Raw genomic sequence first — 19,347 nt, forward strand, 5'->3', positions numbered from 1 at the left:
TGCATGGAGCGAGTGACGAGGCTCGAACTCGCTACCTCCACCTTGGCAAGGTGGCGCTCTACCAGATGAGCTACACTCGCAAGCGACAATCGGTATTATAACAGAATTTTCAACAATGTCAACTGCTTTTTAGAAATTTTCAAAATTATTTTCAGATCGGAATCAATTACAGGCAGGGACCTGCTGGGTATCCCAGACATACCCCTGCTGCGTCATGGTCTGATCTACGTTATAGGCCACATTCCCTGTGCGGCTCAGATCCACATGTCGGTAACCCGAAGCGGTCTGCACCACGTTCCAGAAGTGACTCTGTCCATTCTTCTGCCCGTCCACCACAGAGCAGGTGATCCCCACCTGACGGCAAAGCAGGCTAAAGGCCAGCGCCACGCCCTGGCTGTCTCCGCCTCCGCCCAGCAGGGCGTCATAAGCAGTGCTTCCCCCTTGGGCAGAATACGCCCCCAAGGATTGCAGGGTACCGGTAATTCCGTCCAGCTTTTCTTTGATGGTCAGCTCCGTCAACGGCTGGCAGATACGCTCCGCCTCCCGGGAGAGGGAATTGCGCCGGCTCTCCAGCGTCTGCAGAGACTGGTGGTAGGTCAGAGTAACTTCCACGATCCGCTGCTGGCCGCTTTCTGGGTACATGGCCACCTGAGCATCGGGAAAATCCAGCGCTGTGGCCGGATTGGAGAGGTATGCCTGCCGCACCAGCTGCTGGATGTAGGCCTCATCCTCCTCAAAGTAGCTGATGCGCAGCACCACCTCAGTGTCAAAGGAGGACAGAGCGCGGCTCAGCTCGCTGCGAATGGCAGCGGCTCCCGTGGCGTCTACGATGGAGGCCACCTGTTCCCGGGTGCGGCGGTAGGTGATCTGCACGTCGGCCTCATAGCTGCCCACGATGGAGATGACGCTGTACTTGATGTAATCCACCGCGTAGGCTCCCAAAGGATCCTCCTGTTTCACCTCCAGGCAGGCTTCGTCCATCAGCTTTTTGAAGTCCGCCTCTTCCCCGGAGTAACGGATGGAACCGCTCTCCTCCCCCTGGTTAATGAGGTAGATCAGCGCGTTGACCAGCTCCTGGTAGTTCTGCACCCGCATGGTATTTGCGTCTCCCTCGGCAGTCGGGGTTGCACTGTGAACGGTGACCGAGGAGTAGTCCCGGTTGAGCATGGAGGAACACCCTGTGCTCAAGAGCATCAGGGCGGCCATAACAGCACACATCATCTTTCGCATCCGGGACTCCTCCTCTTATCCGCTCCGGGCGGTCACATACCCAGTTCTTCCTCGATCAGTACCACTTCTGCCTGTTCAAAACCGGTGGGCTTTCTCCACAGGACGCTCAGGCCCCGGCAGATGCGCTCGGGACTCTTACAATCGTAGCAGCGGTCCGCCTTGACGGCGCAGGGCGTCTTTTTCCCCAGACGCTTCGCATTCTTGGGGGCAGCCACATTCCGTGCCCGCCACAGGGCTTTTTCAAAATCGGGGGCAATTTTGTTGATGCCCACCACATAATAGACCCGCTTGGGACCAAACATGGAGGCAGCTACCCGGTTGCAGTTACCGTCGATGTTGACGATCTCTCCCGTCTCCGCCAGACCGTTCACCGAGGTGAGGTACACGTCGGCCAGCATGGCCCGGCGCAGCTCGCCCCCTTCCCAGTGCCAGATCACTTCATTGTGCTTGGACAGGCGTTCCGACAGTCCCATGGCCTGAATGGTCATGGAGCCGCCGATGCCCACCGTAGCCCCGTCGATCTGGGCGTCCAGATAGTCTGCCGCCTCCTTGGCCGTGGCAAAGCAGCTGGTCTGAAAGCCCCGCTCCTCCAGATTCTTTCTTACACGTTCCATGTCCGCCATACTTGCTGCTCCTTTCCGGGGAAATCCCCTGTCCTTACACCGCGTCTTTGCGGTAAGTCTTAAAGCCGTTGCCCGTCACCTCGTGGGCGTTGCAGACAATAATGAAGGCATTTTTATCGATCTCAAAGATCATTTCCTTCAGGGTGACGATCTCCTTCTGCTTAAAGGCACACATGAGCACTCGCTTCTCCGATCCGGAGTAAGCGCCCTCGCCCCGCAGCACCGTCACGCCGCGGTCCAAATCCCGCACGATCACATCGGAGACGGCCTGGGCCCGGTCGCTGATGATATAAGCCACCTTGGCGGTATCCATGCCGTAGAGCACCGCATCGGTCACGTAGGCGGACACCACCTGGGCGATCACGCCGTACAGAGCGGCGGTCACATCGCCGAAGGCGATAGCTACCAGCACGATAACTGCCAGGTCGATGACCAGCAGCAGCTTGCCCATGGGCGCCCAGGGCAGCTTTAACTTCACCAGGCGGGCAATCAGGTCGGTGCCGCCGGTTGTGGCTCCTTTGACAAAGATAATGCCCAGAGCCAGACCGATCACCGCACCGCCGCAGATGGCGGCCAGCATGCGGTCCATGGGGGCAAAATCAAACATCCAGTCGATCACGTCCACCGCCACCGAGGACAGAGCCATGGAGTACAGCGAGGTGACCAGCAGGTGGCCGCCGATATACTTCCAGCCCAGCACAAACAGGGGGATGTTGATGACCAGCACGAAAATACCGATGGGGATGATGGGCAGATAGGCGTTGACCACCTGGCCCACACCGGTGATGCCGCCAAAGCCGATGGCGTTGGGGGTGTAGAACCAGTCAAAGCCAACAGCATACAAAATGGATCCAAAGGTGATCCAGAAATAGGCCTCCGCCGTCTTTTTTACTGTAACTTTACTCATAGAAAACCTCCTTACTCCTTCTCACAGTAACACAAAACACTATGCGCTTACTTACTCTCCGGCTCCAGCAGAGACATCTGCGTCTCTCCCCGGTCCTCCTCCCGCAGCAGCGCGCCGGCGATGGGCAGGCTGCGGGCACGGTAGCGGGACAGGTTGACAATGGGGGTATCGGCCAGAGGCTTGGCGTCGGTCACCACCCGCTTGGGCTTAAGCGCCATCACATTGACGCCCTGGGTGGTGCGGGTAGTCTTGGGAGCCAGGGCGGCGGTGTGGAAGATCATGCACCGGCCGTCGCTGGAATAGACCGCCATCTCCAGGTCTTCCCGCAGCAGCAGGGCGGACACCAGGGGCGATTTATCCGAATAGGCTCCGGTGAGCTTTTTCCGCCGGGTCTGGGTCTGGTAGGCGGACAACTCCACTCGGGCCACCTTGCCGTTTTCAAAGAAGAACAGCAGTTGTCCGGAATAATCTCCGGGGATACAGGCCCACAGCACCCGCTCCTCCGCCTCCATGGCCAGCTTGGTGGGCAGGTAGTCGCCCAACACACTGGCCTTGCTGTCGTCAAACTCACTCAGGCGGGTCTTGTAGCACTGCTGCTTATCGGTAAACACCAGCAGCTCGTCCCGGTTCGTGGCCTCCCACTGGAGGAAGGGACCATCCCCCTCCTTGTACTTCTGGTCACTGGCCATACGCAGGGACTGAGGCGTGATCTTCTTCAAATACCCCTCCCGGGACAGGAACAGGTTGACCGGGTAGTCGGGCGTCTCGTCCTCCTGGGGCTCCTCCTCCAGCATGTGCTCGTAGACAATATCGGTACGCCGGGGCTGGGCGTACTTCTTCTTCACGTCGGTAAGCTCCTTGGTGATGATCTTACGGATGCGCTTGGGATCGTTCACCGTGGCCTGGAGGTCGGCAATCTCTCCCTCCAGTGCCTCCACCTCCTGGGTGCGCTTGAGGATATACTCCTTATTGATGTTGCGCAGGCGAATGTCGGCCACATATTCGGCCTGAATCTGGTCGATGCCAAACCCGATCATCAGGTTGGGCACCACCTCCGCGTCCTCCTCTGTCTCCCGGATGATGGCGATGGCCCGGTCGATGTCCAGCAGGATCCGCCGCAGACCTTTCAGCAGGTGCAGCTTATCCTCCTTCTTCTTCATCTCATGGTACACCCGGCGGCGCACACAGTCCATACGCCAGGCGGTCCACTCCTCCAGAATTTCCCGCACTCCCATCACCCGGGGCATGCCCGCAATGAGGATGTTGAAATTGCAGGACTGGGAATCCATGAGCGGGGTGGCGCGGAACAGCTTGGCCATGAGCTTATCCGGGTCGGTGCCCCGTTTGAGGTCGATGGTCAGCTTCAGACCGGAGAGGTCAGTCTCGTCCCGCATGTCGGCAATTTCCTTGATCTTGCCCGCCTTGATAAGCTCCGCCACCTTGTCCATAATGGCCTCGGAGGTGGTGGAGTAGGGAATCTCATAGATCTCGATGAGATTTTCACTTTTCAGATAGCGCCACTTGGAGCGCACCTTAAAGGAGCCCCGGCCGGTGCGGTAAATTTCTCCCAGCGCCTTCTCATCATAGATGAGCTCGCCGCCGGTGGGCAGGTCAGGCCCCTTCAGGGTGGCCATCAGGTCGCACTCCGGGTCCTTCAGATAGGCGATGGTGGTGTCGCACACCTCTCCCAGATTGAAGCCGCACAGGTTGCTGGCCATACCAACGGCGATGCCCTGGTTGGCGCTCACCAGCACATTGGGGAAGGTGGTGGGCAGCAGGGTGGGCTCCTTCATCTTGCCGTCGTAGTTGTCCACAAAGTCCACGGTGTCCTGGTCGATGTCCCGGAACAGCTCGCCGCAGATGGCGTCCAGGCGCACCTCGGTGTACCGGCTGGCCGCCCAGGCCATGTCCCGGGAGTACACCTTACCAAAGTTACCCTTGGAGTCCACAAAGGGATGCAGCAGCGCCCCGTAGCCCCGGCTGAGGCGCACCATGGTGTCGTAGATGGCCGCATCGCCGTGGGGATTGAGTTTCATGGTCTGCCCCACCACGTTGGCGCTCTTGGTCCGAGCCCCGCCCAGCAGCTTCATCTGGTACATGGTGTACAGGAGCTTGCGGTGGGAGGGCTTGAAGCCGTCGATCTCCGGGATGGCCCGGGAGACGATGACGCTCATGGCGTAGGGCATATAGTTCAGTTCCAGCGTCTCAGTAATGGGCTGCTCCAGCACCTCGGCGTGCAGCCCCATGACGTTGGGATTGTCGAATTTCTTTCCCTCCTGAGGGGTCTTCTTTTTTGCCATTGGATTCCTTCCTTATTACGAAATATCTGCCAATTCCAGATACTTATACCCATTATCCGCGATGTGGCTCTTCCGGCCCGCCAGGTCGTCGCCCAGCAGCAGGTCAAAGACCTGAGCGGTGCGCTCCACGTCCTCCGGCATCACCTTGATGAGGCGGCGGGTGGCCGGGTTCATGGTAGTCAGCCACATCATATCCGGCTCGTTCTCGCCCAGGCCCTTGGAGCGCTGGATGTCGTACTTCTTCCCCTCCAGAGTGGCCACAATGTCATTCTTCTCCTTGTCGGAGTAGGCAAACCAGGTTTTCTCCTTGCAGGTGATCTCATAGAGGGGAGATTCCGCGATATACACATAGCCCTGCTGGATGAGGGTGGGAGTCAGGCGGTAGAGCATGGTGAGCACCAGGGTGCGGATCTGGAACCCGTCCACGTCGGCATCGGTACAGATGACGATTTTATTCCACCGCAGGTTGGCCAGATCAAAGGTGGCCAGATCCTTGGCTCGCTTGTCGTTTACCTCCACGCCGCAGCCCAGCACCTTTAACAGGTCGGTGATGATGTCGCTCTTGAAGATCTTGCCGTAGTCGGCTTTCAGGCAGTTGAGGATTTTTCCTCGGATGGGCATAATGGCCTGGAACTCGCCATCCCGGGCCAGCTTGACGCTGCCCAGAGCGGAGTCACCCTCGACGATATACAGCTCGCTGCGCTCAATATCCTTGGTGCGGCAGGGCACAAATTTTTGCACCCGGTTGGAGATGTCCATAGAGCCGGTGAGCTTCTTTTTGATATTCAGTCGGGTACGCTCGGCAGTCTCCCGGGAGCGCTTATTCACCAGCACCTGCTCGGCGATCTTCTGGGCATCGAAGGGATTCTCGATAAAGTAGACCTCCAGCTGAGAGCGGAGGAACTCGGTCATAGCCTCCTGAACAAACTTGTTGTTGATGGCCTTTTTGGTCTGGTTTTCATAGGATGTCTGGGTGGAGAAGTTGTTGGAGACCAGCACCAGGGCGTCCTGCACATCGTTAAAGGTGATCTTGGCCTCGTTTTTCTGGTACTTCCCCTGCTGCTTGAGGTAGGCGTCAATGGCGGAGACAAAGGCAGACTTCATGGCCTTTTCCGGAGAGCCGCCGTGCTCCAGCCAAGAGGAGTTGTGGTAGTGCTCCACCAGGGACACCCGGTTGGAGAAGCAGAAGGATACGCTCAGCTTTACCTTATATTCCGGCTTGTCGTCCCGGTCCCGGCCTTTCCGCTCGGTCTGCCAGAACACAGGCTGGGTGAGGGGGTCCTCCCCCGCCAGCTCGGTGACATAGTCCAGAATTCCGTTTTCATACTGGAAATCGGTGGTGGTAAACTTGCCCGGGGTGGTCTCCTCCTTAAACCGGAAGGTCACCCCTGCGTTGACCACTGCCTGGCGCTTCATCACGTCGGTGTAGTAGTCCACCGGGATATCAATGTCGGTAAAGACCTCCAGGTCGGGCTTCCAGCGGAAGGTGGAGCCCGTCTTCTTGCCCCGGTCGGTGGGCTCCTTCTTCAGGCCGCCCACATTTTCGCCCTTTTCAAAGTGGAGGGAGTACTTAAACCCGTCCCGCCAGATGGTAGCGTCAAAGAACTCACTGGCATACTGGGTAGCACAGGAGCCCAGGCCGTTGAGACCCAGGGAATATTCATAGTTGTCCCCGTCGCCGCCGTACTTGCCGCCGGCGTACAACTCGCAGAACACCAACTCCCAGTTGTACTTCTGCTCCTTTTCATTCCAGTCCACCGGACAGCCCCGGCCCTGGTCCTCCACCTGGATGGATTTGTCCAAAAAACGGGTGACGGTGATCAGGCTGCCGTGGCCCTCCCGGGCCTCGTCGATGGCGTTGGACATAATTTCAAAGACGGCGTGCTCGCATCCCTCCAGCCCGTCCGAGCCGAAAATAACACCGGGCCGCTTCCGTACCCGGTCGGCCCCCTTCAGGGCGGAAATGGATTCGTTGCCGTAGCTTGCTTTTTTCTGAGCCATACCTTTTTCGTCCTCACAATAAAAAAATCCACAATGTAACAGCATAATGATACTCCATTTCCCCGGAAAAAGTCAAGGAATGGGCGTCATGCTGTGTTTATCGTATAAAATTCTCCATTCCACCCAAACTGTATTCCAAAAGGGGGAGAATTCATGGGCTGTTTTGAAGTATTGGAATCGGGAGAGGGAATTCAGGATGAGATCGCCCGGCGGCTCCAGGACACCGGCGCCCTGGCCTGCGGCTGGTCCAGCCCCAGCCGCCCCGCCCTGCTGATCATCTCCCCCCGAGTGGCTGCCCAAACGCCCCGCCTGGAGGGCGGGTGCCGCACCGTGCTGCTGCCTGGGGATGCCCCGGCGGAGCACTGGCAGCTCCAGGCGGCCAGCGCCGTCAGCTATGGCCCCGGTCCCCGGGACACCCTGACCCTGTCCAGCCGGGAGGGAGATCGGCTGTGGCTGGCCCTACAGCGAGAGGTGGTCACCGTCCAGGGCCAGGTGGTGGAGCGGCAGGAGTTTCCCTTTCGCTCCACAGCGGCCCAGCCTACTCAGGCCGCCCTGGCGGTGGCGGGGGCTCTGCTTTTGCTGGGAGTTCGCCCAGAGCATCTGAGTTAGCCCTCGCTATTTCCTACTTGACAAGCAGGGTAGTTTGGACTACAATCAGAATATACCCCACCCCAGGGGGGTGTTATTCATAAGAAAGCGGGGGAACTCTTTGAAACAGGCCTTTCCGATGCCCGGCATGACCTGTTCCGCCTGCTTCACATCTCGTCCAAACCACATTGCCTGGGCGAGGATAAACAAGAGGTACATGAAATGAAGCAAACATTCAACGTAACCGGCATGACCTGCTCCGCTTGCTCCGCTCATGTGGAAAAGGCAGTCAACAAGCTGGAGGCCGTCAACAAAGCCGAGGTCAGCCTGATGACCAACTCCATGTCGGTGGACTACGACCCCGACGCCCTCAGCCCCCAGGACATCATCCACGCTGTCGAGCAGGCGGGCTATGGGGCCTCTCTCCCCCAGAAAGACAAATCCGCTCCCCTTCCCGATCCCAACAGCCAGTTGGCTCAGGAGCTGAGCGCCATGAAGCGGCGCCTCATCTGGTCCTTTGTCTTTCTCATTCCCCTCTTTTACATCTCCATGGGACACATGCTGGGCGCCCCCCTTCCCTCCTTCCTGGTGGGAATGGAAAACGCGCTGGCCTTCGGCCTCACTCAGCTGCTGCTCACCCTGCCTATCTTATATATCAACGATACCTACTATAAGGTCGGCTTCAAAACCCTGTGGCACCGCGCCCCCAACATGGACTCTCTCATCGCCGTAGGCTCGGCGGCGGCAGTGATTTACGGTATCTTCGCCATCTACCAAATTGGCTACGGCCTGGGCCACGGCGACATGGAGCTGGTGGAGCGCTACCACATGGACCTGTACTTTGAGTCCGCCGGCATGATCCTCACCCTCATCACCCTGGGCAAGTTTTTGGAGAAGCGCTCCAAGGGCAAGACCTCCCAGGCCATCAACCGTCTGATGGATCTGGCCCCCAAGACTGCCCATGTTCTCCGGGACGGCGCGGAGGTGGAGATCCCCGTGGAGGAGGTCCGGGTGGGCAACCATATTGTGGTCCGGCCCGGTCAGTCCATCCCGGTAGACGGCGTGGTGGTGGAGGGCAGCTCCGCCGTGGACGAGTCTGCCCTCACCGGCGAGTCCCTCCCGGTGGACAAAGGGCCCGGGGACAAGGTGGCTGCCGCCTCCATGAACCGCTCCGGCTCCTTCACCTTTGAGGCCCTGCGGGTAGGCGAGGACACCACCCTGGCCCAGATGATCCGATTGGTGGAGGAGGCTGCCGCCTCCAAGGCTCCCATCGCCAAGCTGGCCGACAAGGTGGCTGGGGTATTTGTCCCGGTGGTCATGGCCATTGCCGCCGTCACTGCCTTGGTGTGGTTCTTTGTGAGCGGCTATGACGTGACAAAGGCCCTCACCGCCGGTGTGGCCGTGTTGGTCATCTCCTGCCCCTGTGCTCTGGGGCTGGCCACCCCCGTGGCCATCATGGTGGGTACCGGCAAGGGTGCTGAAAACGGTATCCTGATTAAATCCGCCGAGGCTCTGGAGACCCTCCACAGCATCGACACGGTGGTGCTGGACAAGACGGGAACTCTCACCCAGGGCAAACCGGTGGTTACCGACATTCTCCCCGGCGACGAGACCGACGAGGCCGGCCTTCTCACCCTGGCCGCCTGTCTGGAGGCTCCCTCGGAGCATCCCCTGGCCGCCGCCATTGTAGAGGAGAGCCGCCGCCGCGGCCTATCCTCCGCTGTGGTCACCGACTTTACCGCCGTCCATGGCCGGGGTGTGCGAGCCAATCTGAAGGGCCATCCTTTCCTGGCAGGCAATCAGGCCATGATGGAGGAGGCAGGCGTGTCCTTGGGCGACTTCCCCCAGAAGGCGGAGGAACTGGCCACTCAGGGCAAGACGCCGCTGTATTTCGCTGACGAGAAGCAGGTGCTGGGCATTATTGCCGTGGCCGACACCCCCAAGCCTACCAGCGCCCAGGCGGTATCCGCCTTCCGGCAGCTTGGGCTGGACGTAGTCATGCTCACCGGCGACAACCAGCGCACTGCCGACGCCATCGGCAAGGAGCTGGGGGTCACCCAGGTGATGGCCCAGGTGCTCCCCCAGGACAAGGAGGCCAAGGTGCGCCAGCTCCAGGAGCAGGGTAAGAAGGTGGCTATGGTGGGCGACGGCATCAACGACGCCCCCGCCCTGGCCCGGGCCGACGTGGGTCTGGCCATCGGAGCGGGTACCGATGTAGCCATCGAGAGCGCCGATATCGTGCTGATGAAATCCGACCTGCTGGACGCCGCCGCCGCGGTGGAGCTCAGCCGGGCCACCATCCGCAACATCAAGGAGAACCTGTTCTGGGCCTTCTTCTACAATACCCTTGGCATTCCTCTGGCCGCCGGTGTGTTCTACCACTGGACCCACTGGCAGCTTAACCCCATGTTTGCCGCCGCAGCTATGAGCCTGAGCTCCTTCTGCGTGGTGTCCAACGCTCTGCGGCTGCGCTTCTTTAAGAGTAAATTCCGTCCCGCTCCCTGCACTGGAACCTGTCCTCTGGAGCAGCCGGAGCTCGAGGAATCCAACCAAATCAACGAGAAAAAAGGAGACGAACAAACCATGGAAAAGAAAATTCAGATTGAAGGCATGATGTGTCAGCACTGTGTGGCCCACGTGGAAAAGGCTCTCACCGCCCTGGGCGGGGTCAGCGCCGCCCAGGCCGACCTGGAGAGCAAGTGCGCCACTGTCACCCTGTCCGCCCCGGTCTCTGACGAGGAGCTCAAGGAGGCGGTCACCGCCGCCGGCTACGAGGTGGTGGGCATCCAGTGAAAGCCGACCACGACCAGGTCACCCGCCTGCTGAAAACGGCCCGTGGACAGATCGACGGCATTTTGAAGATGGTGGAGGAGGACCGCTACTGCCTGGATGTGTCCAACCAGCTCATGGCCACCCAGTCCATCTTGAAAAAGGCCAACCGCATGGTGCTGAAAGCCCATATGAACAGCTGCGTGCGCCAGGCGGTGGTCTCCGGCGATCCGGAAGAAAAGCTCAATGAACTGGCCCTGCTTTTGGATAAGCTGGCCGACTGAGGCAAAAAACGGAAGGTCTGTAAAGCTATCTTAAGCTTCCTACACCTTTCTTGCTCTCCAGCCTAGAATTATGGTATGTTGAGCACGCGGACAGGGCGGCATTCCCCCTCTACCCCGCCCAACGTCCCGCCGATTTATCCTGCTTTTCTTCCTCTCCAAAGTACAGCGCGCGCCTTGCAGAACAAGGCGCGCGCTGTGCTATTTTTTTAATTATCCGGCGGCAAGGACTTTCAAGGCCGCCACCAGAGCCTGCTGCTCCTCCGGACCATCGCAGCAGATCTCGATCGGCGTATCCCGTTTGATCCCGGCGGCCATCACGCTGAGGATGCTCTTTCCATTGACGCTTTTATCTCCCACCTTGATGGTCACCTTGCAGGGATAGTTGGCTACCGCGCTGACAAATTCCTGAGCGGGCCGCATATGAAGTCCACTTTCATGTAACACTGTGGTTTTCGCACATACCATATGTCCGTTTCTCTCCTTACTGACCCGATTTTTTCACAGTTTCTGGTTCCGGTTGGTCCTTTTTCTTCTTCAGCACAGCCAGCAGCACCATTCCTACCAGGGATCCCGCCGCCAAGGCTGCTAGATATCCCCCGGGATTGATCATCACCGGGCACAGGAAAATTCCTCCGTGGGGTGCCGGAAGGGCACAGCCAAACAGCATGGACAGACCGCCGGATACGGCAGATCCCACAATGCAGGCCGGCAGCACCCGCAGCGGATCTCCCGCGGCAAAGGGCACCGCTCCTTCTGTGATAAAACACAGTCCCAAAATATAGTTCACGCTGCCTGACTTACATTCCTCCTGGGTAAAGCGGCTTTTAAAGAAGGTGGTGGCCAGGGCAATGGACAGCGGGGGCACCATGCCTCCGATCATCACCGCCGCCATCACATCCGAACGCTGCCCGCTGGCTAACGCTGCCAGCGTAGACGTACCAAACAGGTAGGCCGCCTTATTAAAGGGACCGCCCATATCAATGGCCATCATTGCCGCCAGCAGCGCTCCCAACGCCACACGGCTCTCCAGTCCCAGGGTCTGCAGCGTACCGTACAGCGCCTCATTCAGTGCCCCCACAAAGGGATTGATCAGACACATGAAGAGCCCTACCATCAGAAGGCCCGCCACCGGGTAGAGCAAAATAGGCTTGACCCCCTCCATAGCCCGGGGCAGCCGATCCAGCAGTTTTTTCAGCCCCAGCATCAGGTAACCTCCGGCAAATCCGGCGATCATAGCCCCCAAAAAGCCCGCCGCTACGCCAGAGCCCTCCGGGGCAGCAAAGGTGGAGCCAGAGGCCGCCAGCGCGCCTCCCACGAATCCAACCATCAAGCCGGGCCGGTCGGCAATGGACACCGCGGTAAATCCCGCCAGAATGGGCAGCATAAAGCTCAGCGCCGCCTGACCCATGGCCCGCAGCCAGGCCGAAACCGGGGTATTGGAACCAAAATCAGCATAGCCCAGGGACAAATCGTCCAGCAAGAAGGCCAAGGCAATGAGAATTCCTCCGCCAATGACAAAGGGCAGCATGTGGCTTACCCCGTTCATTAGCTGGCGGTAGGCCCGTACGCCCGCCCGTTCGATGCGTACTACCTCCCGGGGTAAGTCCACGCCGCCGTATACCGGAACTTCCCCTGACGCAGCCTTCTGTACCAGCTCCTCTGCCCGGTAGATTCCCTCGTTTACTGACACCCGCAGTACCTTGATCCCTTGGAAGCGGCTCATATCCACCTCCCGTCCGGCAGCAATAACAACTGCGGTACACTGCCGGATCTCCTGCGGGGTCAGCTTGTTCTTTGTTCCGCCCGCTCCCTGGGTCTCTACTTTTACCGAGATTCCCAAACGCTGCCCCGCCCGCTCCAGAGCGTCGGCTGCCATATAGGTGTGGGCAATTCCTGTGGGGCAGGCGGTCACCGCCAGCACCTTGGCGGTGGGAGCCTCCTGCCATCGGCTGTCCAGCTGGGGCAGGCGCTGCTCAAACTCATCGACAATCTTCAGAAATTCCTCTGGCGTGATCGCCTGGCGCAGCTGCTCCAGAAATTCCGGCTCCAAAAGCAGCCTGGTCAGCCGGGCCAGCACTGCCATATGGAGTTCTGCGTCGGCGGGGGCTGCAATCATAAAAAAGATATCCGAGGGCACCCCATCCAAAGCCCCGCAGTCAATTCCTTCTCTCAAGGTGACAACCGCAAGACTGGGATAGCGTACCGCTGCAGATTTGGCGTGGGGCACCGCCACACCGGCCTCCACCGCCGTTCCCCCCTGAGCTTCCCGGGCCATCATGTCCCGGCGAAAGGCCTCCAGGTCCAGGATGGCCTCTCCATAGCCTTCCAACTTCACTAGCCGCTCCAACACGGCCTGCTTGTCCTGCAGGGGGAGATTCAATTCGATGCGCTGTGGACTGAGCAGATCTGCAACTCCCATGGACAGCGCTCCTTTCCCGACCCCGGTCCTTTTTCAGCCGAAGCCGCTCTTATGGTACTATACCATGTCCGCCGCCCCAGTTCAAACCTTTTTCCCTATATTTTTCCACCCACCAAGGCAAAACGGCCGGTTTTGCTTTTTCCAGCCGGATGTGCTATGATGGTCCGGACAACGATTTGGAAGAAATGAGGTCGTTTCAGCCATGGAAAAGCTCTATGAAGCAAAGCCCTACCTCACCCATTTTTCTGCCACGGTGGAGTCCTGTACCCAGGGCAAAAAAGGGTGGGATATTCTCTTGGACCAGACCGCCTTTTACCCCGAGGGCGGCGGACAACCCTATGACACCGGCACGCTAGGAGGTGTACCGGTGCTGGAGGTCCACCAGCGTGAGGGGCGTGTCGTCCACACCTGCGCCGCTCCACTGGAGGCAGGCAGACAGGTGGAGGGACAGATCGACTGGCCCCGCCGCTTTGATCTCATGCAGCATCACTCGGGAGAGCACATCGTCTCCGGTATTGCCCACAGCCTCTACGGCTGTGACAATGTGGGCTTCCACATGGGCAGCGATGTGATCACCATTGATCTGAATGTAGAGCTCACTCCGGAGCAGGTGGCTCAGCTGGAGGCACGGGCCAACCAGTACATCTGGGAGGACCATCCCATCGCCGTCACTTATCCTACTCCCCAGGAGTTGGAGGTGTTGGAGTATCGCAGCAAAAAGGCCCTCACCGGCCAGGTGCGCATCGTCTCCTTCCCCGGAGCCGACACCTGTGCCTGCTGCGGCACCCATGTATCCTCCTCGGGACAGGTAGGGCTGGTCAAACTGCTCTCCTGCCAGAAGTTCCGGGACGGGGTACGCATCGAGCTGGTATGCGGCAAGCGGGCATTGGACTACCTGTCTCAGGTCTGGAAACAGAACCACCAGATCTCCAATCTGCTCTCCGCCAAAACCATGCAGACCAGCGGGGCAGTGCGCCGCCTGCTGGATGAAAATGCCGCCCTTAAGTCCCGCATTCTCACCATGGAGGAGCGGCAGTTTGCCGCTCTGGCCCAGCGGTATACCGGCCAAGGGGATGTGGTGGTCTTTGAAGAAGGCCTGTCCCCCGACAGCCTGCGCCGTCTGTGCGGCGCGGTACAGGCCGCATGCGGCGGGCGCTGCGCCTGCTTCTCCGGAGAGGACGGCGCAGGCTATCAATATGCGGTGGGCCAGCCCGGCGGAGACCTGCGTCCCCTGGCCAAGGCCCTGAACCAGGCTCTCCAGGGCCGTGGCGGCGGCAAGCCCGACTTTATTCAAGGTACCGTCTCTGCCCCGCGCGAGCAGATCCTAACCTTCTTCCAGGAGCACGTATAAGGAGCACCCATGGACTATTCTGCCTATCAACTTCTGTGGTTTTTCCTGGTCTATGCCTTCCTTGGCTGGCTGGGTGAAACTGCACTGGCCGCTGCAAAAAAGCGGCGGCTGCTCAACCGCGGCTTCCTCAGCGCCCCCTTCTCCCCCGTCTACGGCCTGGCCGGAGTTCTGTTTGCCCTCTTCCTGCCTGAGCTGCGGGAAGACATCTTCTTCCTGTTCCTGTTCGGTATGATCCTGGCCACCGCTCTGGAGCTGGCCACCGGCGTGCTGCTGGAGCGGATCTTCCGCCAAAAGTGGTGGGACTATTCCGACGAGCCCTGGAACTTCCAGGGACACATCTGCCTGAAATACTCCCTGATCTGGGGCGTTCTGGCTGTTATATGTATCTTTTTTGCCAATCCGCTGCTGGTCCGGCTGATTGATCTGATCCCCCGCCCGGTGGGCAATCTTCTGGTGTGGGTCCTCTTGATTTTGCTGACGGTGGACTTTCTGGGGTCCTGGGCCGCTCTGGTGCAGCTCAACGGCGAACTGAAGGAACCCTCCGAGATCTCCCGGCGCTGGAAACGGATCTCCACCGCCCTGGACAACGCGGTCACCCGTTCCATCCAGCGCCGTATGGCCCGAGCCTATCCCAGTCTGGACAAGGAGCGTATCCGCACTCAGCGTAAGGCCGCTCCGGTTCGGGACAGCCAGGTATTTGCCGCCGGATGCAGCTTTTACAAGCTGGCCTGTCTCTTCTTTATCGGCGCTTTTCTGGGCGACATCATCGAGACCATCTTCTGCCGGGCTACTGCCGGAGTATGGATGAGCCGGAGCAGCGTGGTCTACGGTCCCTTCTCCATTGTATGGGGTCTGGGCGCTGTGCTGTTGACCGCGGTGCTCTACCGCTATCGGGACCGCAGCGACAGCTTTGTCTTCCTGTTTGGTACTGTACTGGGCGGAGCCTATGAGTACGTCTGCTCCGTCTTCACGGAGCTGGTCTTCGGTACGGTCTTCTGGGATTACAGCCACCTGCCCTTCAATCTGGGCGGCCGCATCAACCTTTTGTTCTGCTTCTTCTGGGGTATTGCGGCGGTGGTGTGGCTCAAGCTGTGCTATCCCCGGCTATCCGGCCTGATCGAGCGTCTTCCGATCCGCCTTGGAAAGCGACTCACTTGGATCATGATCGTGTTTATGGTCTTCAATATTTTAGTTTCCGCCCTGGCATTGGCACGGTACACCCAACGCCACACCGTGCCCGATGCTCCTCCTACTGCCTTGAGCCAGCTTCTGGACCAGCGCTTCCCGGACGAACGCATGGAGCATATCTATCCCAACGCCAAATTGGTGGATTGACCCACGGCCCCTTCGGGGGCCGTTTTTTTATGAAAAACAGATCCGCACCGCCCAGGCCGCCGCCAGAAACCCAGTAAGATCGGCACACAGGGCGGCAGGCACTGCATAGCGGGTGCGTGTAATTCCTACCGCGCCAAAATAGACGGCGATGGTATAAAAGGTGGTTTCGGTGGAGCCCAGCATAACTGCCGCGGTCCGCCCCAACTGAGAGTCCGGACCGTAAGTCTGTATGAGCTCTGCCCCCACACCCAGCGCCGCAGAACCGCTGATGGGGCGCACCAGCATCAGGGGCAGAAGCTGGGCGGGAAGCCCCACCCGGTCCAACAGCGGAGCCAGAACCTCTGCAGCCAGCTCCAGCGCCCCGGAGGCCCGCAGCATAGCCACCGCCGTCATCAGGCCCACCAGGGCAGGAAAGATACGCAGCATGACCTCCAGACCTCCGCCGGCCCCTTGGACCAGAGCATCGTACACATCCACGCCCCGCCCCAACCCATACATAGCCACCCCGGCAATGGTCAGGGGGACCACCATGGTAAACAGCAGCTCCATCGCTAATCCCTCCACACTCTGGAAAGCAATTTACATACGCAAATCCCCACTCCTACCGATAAGCTGGAGGCAAGCCACACGGCAGGCAGAATATCAAAGGGTGTCTGACTGCCTGCCGCAGCCCGGACCGTAGCCACGGTAGTGGGGATAAGCTGGATGGACGCGGTATTGCACACCACCAACATACATAGCTCGTCGTTGGCCCTTCCGGGACTACTTCGGCTCATCCGCTGGGCCGCCTGGATCCCCAGTGGTGTGGCGGCATTGCCCAGTCCCAGCAGATTGGCCGACACATTGGCACAAATGCAATCCATAGTCTCCCGGTCCCGGGCTGCTTTGGAAAAGAGCAGCCGCAGCACAGGACTCAGCAGCCGGGACAGACCATCCGCCAGCCCGGAGCGGCGCATCACCTCCATTACTCCCATCCACAGGCACAGCATGCCTGCAATCCCCAGACATAGCTCCACCGCCGCGCCTGCTCCCTCCACCGCCGCCGCAGCCACCTGCTCTCCCCGGCCTGTGGCCAGCCCACACAAAACCGACAGCACCGCCATTGCCGTCCAAATCACTGACATGGTCATCTTGTCCCCTCCCTACCTCACATCTATACTGGTTTGCATGGAAAATAATTCCACCTATATTCTCGACATTTTCCTTAAGTTATTGCAATTTTTCTTAATCTCTGTAAATTTTTATTCTATTTTTTCAATATTTTCACATTTATGGTTGACAGGATAATTCTTTGTAGTATAATTATCGTGTTGTTTTTAGTCCGCTTTTACATCTTTCGAGCCGTAACGACCATCGTATTTCGAAACATTGGTCTATTAGGAAAGGAATGGTTAATTTGAAATCTACCGGCATCGTACGCAAAGTAGACGAACTGGGCCGTATCGTTCTGCCCATCGAGTTGCGCCGCACTCTGGACATTGCTGAGAAGGACTCTTTGGAAATCTACATGGATGGTCCCTCCATTGTTCTGAAAAAATACCAGCCCGCCTGTATCTTTTGTGATGACGCGAAAGATGTGATTGTATTCCACGGAAAGAATATTTGCCCCAAGTGCATCCGTGCTCTTCAGGATGCTATGGACAAAGAGTAACTTATATTTATGCTCCGGCCCCAGGTCGGAGTATTTATTTTGCACTGTCGGTTTTTCCTTTCCTGACCTTTCTTTTCTTCCTATAAGCAAAAAATCCCAGTCTGAGCTCTTTCAAGCTTCAGACTGGGATCTTTCCATTTTTTATCCGATTCCGCCCAAAACTGCACCCAGTACCAACACGACCAGAGTCACTCCGCAGAAGAGGTACTTGGCCATGGGGTAAAACCAGCTGCCCAGCGGTTTCTCACGGGCCAGATTGACCTGCTCCAGCACATAGTCCTTCTTGCATACCCAGAAGAACATCACTGCCGCCAGCAGGGCGCCGATAGGACAAATATACGTAGAGCATACGTCCATCCAATCGGACACAATGGGCGCGATCACAATGCCCACCACAATACCGATCCCACCAATAATACAGGAGGCCGCCGTACGGGACAGATGGAACATCTCCTGCAGCGTAGCGGTAGGCGCCTCAAAGAGATTGATCAGCGAGGTCAGTGCGGCAAAGGTGACCGCCAGGAAGAAAACAATCAGGATAATGAATCCGCCCGGAATGCTGGAGAGCACGTTGGGCAGGAAGATAAACATCAGTCCCGGGCCGCTCTGATTCAGCTGCTGTCCTGCCACCGCCATAGCGGGAATAATGACCAAGGCGGCCAGCATAGCAGCCAGAGTATCAAAGATAGCCACCATACGGGCGTCCGCAGGAATATTGGAATCTTTGCTCAGATAGGAGCCATAGATCAGGGTACCATTTCCCGCCACAGACAGGGAGAAAAATGCCTGTCCCAAGGCATATACCCAAACCAGAGGATCCAGCAGACCTTTGGGATCCAGAACAAAGATGTACCGATAACCCTCCCATGCAGCGGGCAGCGTCATCAGGTAGATGGCCAGCCCAACAAACAGTACAAAGAACAAGGGGGTCATTACCTTATTGGCCTGTTCAATTCCCTTCCCGATACCAAAAATCAGGATCAGGATAGTAATGGCCATGCCCACCAGCTGCCACACCAGATTATTGCTGGCAGTGGCATTAAACAGCTGGTTAAAGCCGTCCAGGCCCTCTTGATTGAGCACAGTTCCGGTAAAAGAGCCGGCCAGATAGCGGAAAATCCAACCCGTAACCACAGAATACCCGATAGCCAGCGCCAGAGAACCCAGCACCGGGATCAGACCCAGCAGTTTGCCGGGGCGGTCGGTCCCCCACCGCTGCTTTGTCGCTGCGCCAAAGGCGCCGATGGGCCCTGAACGGGTAGCCCGTCCAAATGCCATCTCTCCGATCACTCCGGTAGAACCAATAATCACCACAAAGATCAGATAGGGAATGAGAAATGTGGCGCCGCCATAGGCAGAAATCCGCGCCGGGAACAGCCAGATATTTCCCATACCTACCGCTGAGCCGATGCACGCCAGAATAAATCCCCATTTGGAGCCCCAGGAATCTCGTTTTGTACTCATCTTATCACGTCCTATCGTGTGGTCGCAGTTGACCAGTCGTAGCTTATATCATAGCATGAAATACTGGTAAATGCAAAGCAAACGCACGAATATTTATGCATCTATGAAAAAAGGACGAACAAAACTGTTCGTCCTTTTTGTGTTGGCGTTACCTATCTTCCCGGTCCGTCTCCAGACAAGTATTTTCGGCAGAAGCGAGCTTAACTTCCGTGTTCGGAATGGGAACGGGTGGACCCTCGCCCTAATCAACACCAACTATTTTAACCGCTTGCGCGACTAAAATCACTATAAACTTTTGAATGGTACTGGTGACCCGTACGGGAATCGAACCCATGTTTGCGGCGTGAGAGGCCGCCGTCTTAACCGCTTGACCAACGGGCCAGATGGTGCGCCTTCACGGATTCGAACCGGGGACCCACTGATTA

Annotated in this window: 16 protein-coding genes, 2 tRNA genes and 1 rRNA gene; 6 read left to right on the top strand and 13 right to left on the bottom strand. The window is 58.3% G+C overall.

Translation table 11 applies throughout. The annotated features are described in order from the left end of the window. Positions 1-4: 4 nt before the first annotated feature. From ACEVJL_RS12715 to ACEVJL_RS12740, 6 genes are all read right to left on the bottom strand, one after another. Positions 5-80: transfer RNA gene (locus ACEVJL_RS12715), tRNA-Gly, on the bottom strand. An 82-nt stretch (positions 81-162) separates the two neighbouring features. After that, positions 163-1,230: a transglutaminase domain-containing protein gene (locus tag ACEVJL_RS12720; RefSeq protein WP_374738071.1), complete on the bottom strand. Its 1,068-nt coding sequence runs from the start codon at positions 1,228-1,230 to the stop codon at positions 163-165. Between the two features lie 32 nt (positions 1,231-1,262). Continuing rightward, positions 1,263-1,853, bottom strand: coding sequence for a lactate utilization protein (locus ACEVJL_RS12725; protein WP_235396936.1), 591 nt, complete (start codon positions 1,851-1,853; stop codon positions 1,263-1,265). 34 nt (positions 1,854-1,887) lie between these two features. Then, entirely contained in the window at positions 1,888-2,760 is an 873-nt protein-coding gene (locus tag ACEVJL_RS12730) for a YitT family protein (protein WP_110440300.1), read from the bottom strand. 47 nt (positions 2,761-2,807) lie between these two features. Then, positions 2,808-5,060 (bottom strand): DNA gyrase subunit A, encoded by a 2,253-nt coding sequence (locus ACEVJL_RS12735; protein WP_374738072.1) that lies wholly within the window; start codon positions 5,058-5,060, stop codon positions 2,808-2,810. 15 nt (positions 5,061-5,075) lie between these two features. Continuing rightward, a complete protein-coding gene (locus ACEVJL_RS12740) occupies positions 5,076-7,061 on the bottom strand; it encodes a DNA gyrase/topoisomerase IV subunit B (RefSeq protein WP_374738073.1) in 1,986 nt (661 codons plus the stop codon). Positions 7,062-7,214: 153 nt separating this feature from the next. Here ACEVJL_RS12740 and ACEVJL_RS12745 point away from each other — a divergent pair, with 153 nt between their 5' ends. From ACEVJL_RS12745 to ACEVJL_RS12755, 3 genes are all read left to right on the top strand, one after another. Continuing rightward, positions 7,215-7,670, top strand: a complete 456-nt coding sequence (locus ACEVJL_RS12745) for a hypothetical protein (protein ID WP_110440297.1) — start codon at positions 7,215-7,217, stop codon at positions 7,668-7,670. A gap of 201 nt (positions 7,671-7,871) precedes the next feature. After that, a complete protein-coding gene (locus ACEVJL_RS12750; protein ID WP_374738074.1) occupies positions 7,872-10,442 on the top strand; it encodes a heavy metal translocating P-type ATPase in 2,571 nt (856 codons plus the stop codon). After that, on the top strand, positions 10,439-10,702 hold the full coding sequence (locus ACEVJL_RS12755; protein WP_008981151.1) for a metal-sensing transcriptional repressor: 264 nt from the start codon (positions 10,439-10,441) through the stop codon (positions 10,700-10,702). The genes ACEVJL_RS12750 and ACEVJL_RS12755 overlap by 4 nt, the downstream gene beginning before the upstream one ends. Before the next feature lie 210 nt (positions 10,703-10,912). Here the strand turns inward: ACEVJL_RS12755 and ACEVJL_RS12760 are convergent, their stop codons facing one another. Together ACEVJL_RS12760 and ACEVJL_RS12765 are read right to left on the bottom strand one after the other, a co-directional pair. After that, positions 10,913-11,167, bottom strand: coding sequence for an HPr family phosphocarrier protein (locus ACEVJL_RS12760; RefSeq protein ID WP_008981152.1), 255 nt, complete (start codon positions 11,165-11,167; stop codon positions 10,913-10,915). Between the two features lie 16 nt (positions 11,168-11,183). Next, a complete protein-coding gene (locus ACEVJL_RS12765; protein ID WP_374738075.1) occupies positions 11,184-13,121 on the bottom strand; it encodes a PTS fructose transporter subunit IIABC in 1,938 nt (645 codons plus the stop codon). A 202-nt stretch (positions 13,122-13,323) separates the two neighbouring features. Between ACEVJL_RS12765 and ACEVJL_RS12770 the strand changes: the two genes are divergently transcribed. Next, positions 13,324-14,472 (top strand): alanyl-tRNA editing protein, encoded by a 1,149-nt coding sequence (locus tag ACEVJL_RS12770; RefSeq protein ID WP_374738076.1) that lies wholly within the window; start codon positions 13,324-13,326, stop codon positions 14,470-14,472. Between the two features lie 9 nt (positions 14,473-14,481). Further along, positions 14,482-15,807 carry a putative ABC transporter permease gene (locus ACEVJL_RS12775; protein WP_374738077.1) on the top strand — a complete coding sequence of 442 codons (1,326 nt, stop codon included), beginning with the start codon at positions 14,482-14,484 and terminating at the stop codon, positions 15,805-15,807. A 27-nt stretch (positions 15,808-15,834) separates the two neighbouring features. Here ACEVJL_RS12775 and ACEVJL_RS12780 read toward each other — a convergent pair whose 3' ends face one another. Together ACEVJL_RS12780 and ACEVJL_RS12785 are read right to left on the bottom strand one after the other, a co-directional pair. Continuing rightward, positions 15,835-16,356: a spore maturation protein gene (locus ACEVJL_RS12780; protein ID WP_008981156.1), complete on the bottom strand. Its 522-nt coding sequence runs from the start codon at positions 16,354-16,356 to the stop codon at positions 15,835-15,837. A gap of 2 nt (positions 16,357-16,358) precedes the next feature. Then, positions 16,359-16,937: a nucleoside recognition domain-containing protein gene (locus tag ACEVJL_RS12785; RefSeq protein ID WP_374738078.1), complete on the bottom strand. Its 579-nt coding sequence runs from the start codon at positions 16,935-16,937 to the stop codon at positions 16,359-16,361. 266 nt (positions 16,938-17,203) lie between these two features. On the opposite strand from ACEVJL_RS12785, the gene ACEVJL_RS12790 reads away from it, so the two are divergent. Continuing rightward, positions 17,204-17,458 (top strand): AbrB/MazE/SpoVT family DNA-binding domain-containing protein, encoded by a 255-nt coding sequence (locus tag ACEVJL_RS12790; protein WP_008981158.1) that lies wholly within the window; start codon positions 17,204-17,206, stop codon positions 17,456-17,458. 141 nt (positions 17,459-17,599) lie between these two features. On the opposite strand, the gene ACEVJL_RS12795 is transcribed toward ACEVJL_RS12790, so the two are convergent. From ACEVJL_RS12795 to ACEVJL_RS12805, 3 genes are all read right to left on the bottom strand, one after another. After that, entirely contained in the window at positions 17,600-18,922 is a 1,323-nt protein-coding gene (locus tag ACEVJL_RS12795) for a sodium-dependent transporter (protein ID WP_110440289.1), read from the bottom strand. A gap of 140 nt (positions 18,923-19,062) precedes the next feature. Further along, a 5S ribosomal RNA gene (rrf, locus tag ACEVJL_RS12800) occupies positions 19,063-19,178 on the bottom strand. 50 nt (positions 19,179-19,228) lie between these two features. Continuing rightward, positions 19,229-19,303: transfer RNA gene (locus ACEVJL_RS12805), tRNA-Glu, on the bottom strand. Positions 19,304-19,347: the final 44 nt, after the last annotated feature.

Origin of the sequence: Flintibacter porci (genome assembly GCF_041925195.1) — a bacterium.
In the GTDB taxonomy this organism is placed as follows: domain Bacteria; phylum Bacillota; class Clostridia; order Oscillospirales; family Oscillospiraceae; genus Lawsonibacter; species Lawsonibacter porci.

Coding starts and splice junctions, on each gene's coding strand:
- ACEVJL_RS12750 (WP_374738074.1), top strand. CDS start 7,872: ATGAAGCAAACATTCAACGTAACCGGCATGACCTGCTCCGCTTGCTCC.
- ACEVJL_RS12780 (WP_008981156.1), bottom strand. CDS start 16,356: ATGGAGCTGCTGTTTACCATGGTGGTCCCCCTGACCATTGCCGGGGTG.
- ACEVJL_RS12745 (WP_110440297.1), top strand. CDS start 7,215: ATGGGCTGTTTTGAAGTATTGGAATCGGGAGAGGGAATTCAGGATGAG.
- ACEVJL_RS12730 (WP_110440300.1), bottom strand. CDS start 2,760: ATGAGTAAAGTTACAGTAAAAAAGACGGCGGAGGCCTATTTCTGGATC.
- ACEVJL_RS12760 (WP_008981152.1), bottom strand. CDS start 11,167: ATGGTATGTGCGAAAACCACAGTGTTACATGAAAGTGGACTTCATATG.
- ACEVJL_RS12795 (WP_110440289.1), bottom strand. CDS start 18,922: ATGAGTACAAAACGAGATTCCTGGGGCTCCAAATGGGGATTTATTCTG.
- ACEVJL_RS12740 (WP_374738073.1), bottom strand. CDS start 7,061: ATGGCTCAGAAAAAAGCAAGCTACGGCAACGAATCCATTTCCGCCCTG.
- ACEVJL_RS12775 (WP_374738077.1), top strand. CDS start 14,482: ATGGACTATTCTGCCTATCAACTTCTGTGGTTTTTCCTGGTCTATGCC.
- ACEVJL_RS12765 (WP_374738075.1), bottom strand. CDS start 13,121: ATGGGAGTTGCAGATCTGCTCAGTCCACAGCGCATCGAATTGAATCTC.
- ACEVJL_RS12720 (WP_374738071.1), bottom strand. CDS start 1,230: ATGCGAAAGATGATGTGTGCTGTTATGGCCGCCCTGATGCTCTTGAGC.
- ACEVJL_RS12725 (WP_235396936.1), bottom strand. CDS start 1,853: ATGGCGGACATGGAACGTGTAAGAAAGAATCTGGAGGAGCGGGGCTTT.
- ACEVJL_RS12785 (WP_374738078.1), bottom strand. CDS start 16,937: ATGACCATGTCAGTGATTTGGACGGCAATGGCGGTGCTGTCGGTTTTG.
- ACEVJL_RS12770 (WP_374738076.1), top strand. CDS start 13,324: ATGGAAAAGCTCTATGAAGCAAAGCCCTACCTCACCCATTTTTCTGCC.
- ACEVJL_RS12735 (WP_374738072.1), bottom strand. CDS start 5,060: ATGGCAAAAAAGAAGACCCCTCAGGAGGGAAAGAAATTCGACAATCCC.